General features: G+C 59.7%; 6 protein-coding genes and 1 pseudogene. 1 reads left to right on the top strand and 6 read right to left on the bottom strand.

Features of this window, described 5'->3' with window-relative positions:
• Nucleotides 1-416, top strand: a pseudogene (locus OU26_RS03405) (long-chain fatty acid--CoA ligase); the annotation flags it as partial.
• Nucleotides 417-657: 241 nt separating this feature from the next.
• On the opposite strand, the gene era reads toward OU26_RS03405, so the two are convergent.
• The 6 genes from era to OU26_RS03375 all read right to left on the bottom strand — a co-directional run bounded on the left by era (nucleotide 658) and on the right by OU26_RS03375 (nucleotide 6056).
• Entirely contained in the window at nucleotides 658-1656 is a 999-nt protein-coding gene (era, locus tag OU26_RS03400) for a GTPase Era (protein WP_026645865.1), read from the bottom strand.
• Nucleotides 1649-3067, bottom strand: a complete 1419-nt coding sequence (locus OU26_RS03395) for a hemolysin family protein (protein ID WP_026645864.1) — start codon at nucleotides 3065-3067, stop codon at nucleotides 1649-1651. Before OU26_RS03395 ends, era begins: the two co-directional genes overlap by 8 nt.
• Nucleotides 3068-3115: 48 nt before the next feature.
• Nucleotides 3116-3661, bottom strand: coding sequence for an rRNA maturation RNase YbeY (ybeY, locus tag OU26_RS03390; RefSeq protein ID WP_026645863.1), 546 nt, complete (start codon nucleotides 3659-3661; stop codon nucleotides 3116-3118).
• The gene (locus tag OU26_RS03385; RefSeq protein ID WP_026645862.1) at nucleotides 3662-4792 is read right to left on the bottom strand and encodes a PhoH family protein; all 1131 of its coding nucleotides are present in this window, start codon (nucleotides 4790-4792) and stop codon (nucleotides 3662-3664) included.
• Between the two features lie 36 nt (nucleotides 4793-4828).
• A complete protein-coding gene (locus OU26_RS03380) occupies nucleotides 4829-5164 on the bottom strand; it encodes a histidine triad nucleotide-binding protein (protein WP_026645861.1) in 336 nt (111 codons plus the stop codon).
• Between the two features lie 94 nt (nucleotides 5165-5258).
• Complete coding sequence (locus OU26_RS03375) at nucleotides 5259-6056, bottom strand: 16S rRNA (uracil(1498)-N(3))-methyltransferase (protein WP_026645860.1); 798 nt, start codon at nucleotides 6054-6056, stop codon at nucleotides 5259-5261.
• Nucleotide 6057 lies beyond the last annotated feature (1 nt).

Below are 6057 nucleotides of genomic sequence, written 5' to 3'. Positions count from 1 at the left end.
TCATCACAGCCGGCGGCAAGAACGTCTCCCCTGGTCCAATCGAGGAGGTCATCAAGCGCTGCGAATTCGTGTCCCAGGCGCTGGTGCTCGGCGACAAGCGTCCTTTCATCTCCGCATTGATCACGCTTGATGAGGAGACGCTGCGCCCATGGCTGGAAAACAAGGGGCTCGACCGTAACATGTCCATGGAGGAGGCGGCCAGCAACGCGGCCGTGCGCGCCGAAGTGCAGAAGTGGGTCGATCAGGCCAACGAAGGCGTCTCCCGCGCCGAATCCGTGCGCAAATTCATCATCCTGCCGGAAGAGTTCACGCAGGAGAACGGGCTGATGACCGCCTCCATGAAGGTCATTCGTCCGAAGGTGATCAAGCGTTACGCGACATTGCTCAACACGCAGATGTATACCAAGAAGAAGTAGGCACGTCAGTGCCATCGAAAAGAGGATGCCCACCGAATTCCTCGGTGGGCATCCTCTTTTCCCCCGAATCGGATTTACCACCAGCTCGGGGAAAATCAGCTTCTCAAAACCGCGAAGCGGATCCCAGCAGGTCAGAAAGCCCAGCTTCTCGAGCTGCTTGGCTGAGCCGTCAAACGGGCAGCCCAGTGGGCTGACCGTAGGCGAAGTGAGCGGCTTCGCCGCGAAGCGGATCCTAAGCGGCTTAGAAGCCCAGCTTCTCAAGCTGCTTAGGATCCGACTGCCATCCCTTGGCCACTTTGACATGCAGGTCGAGCTTGGCTTTCTGACCGACGATACGATTGACCGCAGTGCGCAACTTCTTCTTGACCCGCACCAGATGTTCCGCGTTGTGGCCGATGATGATCGGCTTCTGCGAATCGCGCTCCACGTAGATCGATACAATCACCTGAGCCTTGCCGGAATAGGATTCGCCACTGTCATTGTCCTCCGGATACTCGATGGAATCGACAACCACTGCCAGCGAATGGGGCAGCTCATCATCCAGCTCCTCAAGGAACGCACCGCGGATCAGCTCGGCGATGGTGTCTTCCGGACGTTCCTCGGTGATCTGTTCGGACGGATACATCTGGGGGCCTTCGGGCATGTTCTCCACCAGAACATTGCGCACTTCATTCAAATTGTCATGTTCGAGGGCGCTCACCGGCACGATGTCGGTGAAGTCCGCGAATTCATTGATCTCGATGAGCTTGTTGATCAGGGCTCCCCGATCCAGTTCGTCGATTTTGGTGACGATGGCGATCAGCGGCACCTTCCATTTGAAGGTTCCATCATCGCGTTTGACTACGAAATCGGAACGGAGTCTGCTCAGGATGCGCTTGTCGCCGGGACCGATCTCCTGATCGGCGGGCAGCAGGAACGCGACTGCGTCGACGTCCGACAACGATTCCTCCACGACATCGTTCAGACGTTGTCCGAGCAGCGTACGCGGACGATGGATGCCTGGAGTGTCGACCAGCACGATCTGCGCGTTGTCGGTCGTAAGAATGCCACGTATGGCCTTACGCGTGGTTTCCGGGCGGGACGACGCGATGGCGATCTGCGTGCCGATCAAGGCGTTGATCAGCGTCGATTTGCCGACGTTCGGGCGGCCGACCACGGCGACGAATCCGGAACGATACGGAACGTGGGTTACGGCGCCGGAACGCTGGAATGCCGGCTCGGTCACATCTGCGTCAGTCATGCTTGTCCTTGGAATCCTTGTCTCCTTGGGATGCCTTCTCGGCATCGTCGGATTGATGCTCGTGCTGTTCAGTTTCGTCCACGCCCTCGACGTGGGCCGGCTCCACCACGATGGTGGACACCTTCTTGCGCCGCCCCGCGGAATCGACCGCGGTCAGCCGAAGCCCCCTCGTCACTGCCGACGAACCGACGATCGGCACACGTCCGAGCAACTTGGTGAGCAGCCCGTATACCGTGTCTACATCATCCTCATCGATGTCGATTTCGAAGATCTCCTCCAAATCGGCGATGGGAGTGCGCGCCGGCATGCTCCATTTATGCTCGCCAATCCGCTCCGGATCGGCATGCTGGGTGCGGTCGTGCTCATCCTCCAGCTCACCGACGATTTGTTCGATCGTATCCTCGATGGTGACCATGCCGGCGATGCCGCCATATTCGTCCACGACGATGGCCACATGCTGGCGAGTGCGCTGCATCTGGTGGAACAGGTCATCAACCGGTTTGGACTCGGGCACCAGCATCGGATCCCGGACGATGGATTCAACATCACGCGACGTGGCCGCGGGATTGAACGCCGTGGCGCGTACCGCATCCTTCAGATATGCGACGCCCACCAAGTCGTCCACATCCTCTCCAATGACCGGAATGCGGGAGAAACCGGAGCGGGAGCATAGCTTGAGCATGTTCTCCAACGTCTCTCCGCGTTCGATGCAGATCATGTCGGTGCGCGGCACCATGATCTCACGGGTCAACGTCTCGGACAATGTCAGAACGTTGCGAAGCATTTCGGAGACTTCCGGATCGAAATCGTTCGCCTCGACCAGACGGTCGATGGTGGCACGCCCCTGTTCGAGCTGAATCTTCTCAAGTTCCTCGTCATCCGATAGATTGTCCGAATGCCGTTTCGAATCCTTCTGCCCGCCGATCTTCGCGAAAGGCGTCAGCACTGTCGCAATGGACACCGCATCGACATGCTTTAGCATGATGTCGACGGGCTTGGTCGCGCCAGCGCTGCGCGGACGCACCAGGAGGGAAATCACCGCCACCACCAAAGCGAAGATGAATCCCACGAGCAGTTCGGCCCATAGTGGCGCGCCGCACAACGATACGATGGCGGAGACCAGCACACCGTCAAGCACATTGCAGGTGATTCTGAAGAACGCGCATGAACCTGCGGTCGCGTACCTGTCCGCGATCAGCCGCTGCACCTTGTGGATGCGTTTGATCTTCTTGTCCCGAATGAATTGCGATACGTCCGCATCCGTCTGAATCTCAAGGATGAGATTGTTCAGACTGGCCTGCGTGACGCGGCCAACAGCGCCTTCGGCCGCGGCCATCGACAGAGAAAGCCAGACTAGCAGCAGCGCGACGACGGCAAGCGCCGCAATCAACGCGATGGTTGTTGTCTCCATATTCATCAATCCCCCACCATTGAAGCCGTCGGACGGCATGTCATCTCATCATCGGGCCATCTTGCCGCCCGAACCATGCTCGCGGTCCCACTCGGCGAGCGCGTCCGGCGTCCCGGGGGGCAGCATCGCCTGAGCGCCCGCCCCTTGACGCAAAGCGAAGAACGTCAGGAGCAGCTGTCGTTGCAGACCGAACATCTGCCGTTCCTGCTCCGGAGTGACATGATCGTATCCGAGCAGGTGGAGGATGCCGTGGATCGTCAGAAGCATCATTTCCTCCATCGTGCTGTGTCCCGCGGCGACCGCCTGCTGGGCCGCCACCCATGGGCACAGGACGATGTCCCCCAGCACGCCTTCCATCTCGGTTTTACCATCTCCGGGGCGCAGCTCGTCCATGGGGAAGCTCATGACGTCAGTAGGCCCTTCGAGGTTCATCCAACGCATGTGCAGCTGCGCGATCGGATCGGGATCCACGAACATGATGGCCAGGTCCGACTGCGTGCTGACCCGCATCTGGCTCATGATCCATATGCCAAGATCGGAGAAGACCTTGCCGTCGATCTGCCAGACGGTCTCGTTCGTCACTTCAACGCTCATTTACGCGCTTTCCTTTTCCATGTCGGGTGTCCTTGATGATGTGGAACGCCCATGTCTGCTGTGGTCACCGGCTATGGCCGCATGCCTCTCGTAGGCTTCGACGATTTTGCCGACGAGCGCATGACGGACCACGTCCTCGGGCTTCAGATGGGCGAAGGCGATGTCATCGATGCCGTCAAGAATGCGTTCGATGGTGGCCAGACCTGATTTCGGCACGGTCAGATCCACCTGCGTCACATCGCCGGTGATGACCATTTTCGTATTGAACCCGAGCCTCGTCAGGAACATCTTCATCTGCTGTTCGGTGGTGTTCTGCGCCTCGTCGAGGATTACGAACGCGTCGTTGAGCGTACGGCCGCGCATATAGGCAAGCGGCGCGACCTCGATGGTGCCGTCATCCATGTAGCGCTTGAGCTGGTCGGCTCCGAGCATGTCCGACAGCGCGTCGTACAGGGGACGTAGATACGGATCGACTTTTTCGTTCAACGTGCCCGGCAGAAAACCAAGGTTCTCTCCAGCCTCGACCGCCGGACGCGTCAGGATGATGCGCCGCACCTGCCGATCCTGGAACGCACGCACCGCCTTGGCCACGGCAAGATAGGTCTTGCCTGTGCCGGCCGGTCCGATGGCGAAGGTGATGGTGTGCGATTCGATGGCGTTCACATAGGCGATCTGTCCGGCTGTTTTGGCACGCACCGGCTTGCCGAGGGCGAAGGTGATGACGCCCGGAACATGAGGACGGCGACGGTCGGCGGCGACGTCATGGGCGGCCGCGTGCGATTGCTGCCTGTCGGCCATGCGCAGCTCCTCCACCACGTGTCCATGGCCGGGACGCGTCGCACGTACCGAATTCCTAAGCACGTTCTGGTCGAGCATGCGGCGCACGGTGTCCGCATCCATAGGCGCGGTGTATGCGGCCTGGATGATGTCCGCCAGCACATGCTCGGCCTGGGCGGCCTGCGATTCGGATTTGCTGGAATGGGACATGATGGCGATGCGGTTGCCTCGAACAATGATGGTGAGTTCGGGGAACGCCCGTTCGACCTCCCGCAGCACTTCGTCCACAGGACCGAGAACGGTCACCGGATCAAGCTGCTGGGGTATCGCGATGGTACGTGTAGTGGTGGCCACGGAACCTCTTCCGATATCGGTTGGAAATATTTGGGACTACTCGTCAAGCTTCTCGCCGGTGAGCACATGGGCATGCACATGGAACACGGTCTGTCCGGCATCGATTCCGGTGTTGAAGATCAGTCGAAACGCTCCATGGAACTCCTGATCGGCGATCTTCTGCGCCACTTCTGCCGTATGGGCGAGCTGCGCGGGATCCGCCTGGGCGAGTTCGGCCACATTGGCGTAATGTTTGCGCGGAACGACGAGCACATGCACCTTGGCCTTCGGATTGATGTCCTTGAAGGCGTAGGTGGTTTCATCCTCATACACCTTCTCGCTGGGAATCTCGCCGGCGATGATCTTGCAGAACAGACAATCCTGGTCGCTCATAATGCTCCTTTTATCGGTATTGAAAACCTTCGCTACCATGCTACACCAGCGGTGAACGGGGCGGTTCGGACGGCTCACCCGACGAAAAACGAGATCAGACGAAGCGCCCCAAAGCACGCGCGAGCAACGACAACGCAACAGGACCCGCCGCGGACGCCCGCAGGATATTGCTTCCAAGCACGCACACCTCGGCCCCGGACTTCGTGAACGCCTCGATCTCAGTATCGCTGATGCCGCCTTCCGGGCCGACCAGCACATAGATGGTGCGTGGACGCCCGTCCCGCAGACAGGCGTCTGACAGTTTGGCGATATTCGCCTCCAGCTGATTCCAGGTTTTCGTGGCATCCTGATGCAGCACGACCACCATGTCGCCATGCACGCAGGCTCGCCTGCACATGGCGACCACCTGCTTGCTGGTCACGCAATCATCCAATCGAGGCGTCCACGACCGACGGGACTGCTCAGTGGCGGATTCCAACGTCTGCTTCCATTTCCTATCGGTGCGGCCGACCTTCCATTTGGCAATGGAACGATCGGCCTGCCACGGAACCACCAAATCCACGCCGATCTGCGTCGCCATGTCGATCGCCTGCTCGTCATGACCGGTTTTGGCGAGGGCCTGCACCAATGCGAGCCGGGTGACCGGCTGCGATTCCCTGCCGAATCGCAGCACCTCCGCGACGCCCTGCTGCGCGTCACGCAACACGGCATGGATGCGCAGTCCCCTGCCATCGGAAAGCTGCAGCTCGTCGCCATCCTTCAACCGCATGACCTGAATCGCATGCCGGCGGACGGACGCGGGAAGCGTCAATTTCCACCCGGCGTTAATCTCGTCGCTATTCACCGGCACGTCATCATGATCCGCATCAAGCAGGAAAAGGGCATCAGTCATA

It is taken from the genome of Bifidobacterium ruminantium DSM 6489 (genome assembly GCF_000770925.1).
Classification (GTDB): Bacteria; Actinomycetota; Actinomycetes; order Actinomycetales; family Bifidobacteriaceae; genus Bifidobacterium; species Bifidobacterium ruminantium.
Note: the sequence above shows the minus strand (reverse complement) of the source record. Positions and strands in the feature narration are given on the sequence as shown.

What these genes read in the sequence shown, in the direction of transcription:
- era (WP_026645865.1), bottom strand. Translation starts at nt 1,656, where the DNA reads ATGACTGACGCAGATGTGACCGAGCCGGCATTCCAGCGTTCCGGCGCC.
- OU26_RS03395 (WP_026645864.1), bottom strand. Translation starts at nt 3,067, where the DNA reads ATGGAGACAACAACCATCGCGTTGATTGCGGCGCTTGCCGTCGTCGCG.
- ybeY (WP_026645863.1), bottom strand. Translation starts at nt 3,661, where the DNA reads ATGAGCGTTGAAGTGACGAACGAGACCGTCTGGCAGATCGACGGCAAG.
- OU26_RS03380 (WP_026645861.1), bottom strand. Translation starts at nt 5,164, where the DNA reads ATGAGCGACCAGGATTGTCTGTTCTGCAAGATCATCGCCGGCGAGATT.
- OU26_RS03375 (WP_026645860.1), bottom strand. Translation starts at nt 6,056, where the DNA reads ATGACTGATGCCCTTTTCCTGCTTGATGCGGATCATGATGACGTGCCG.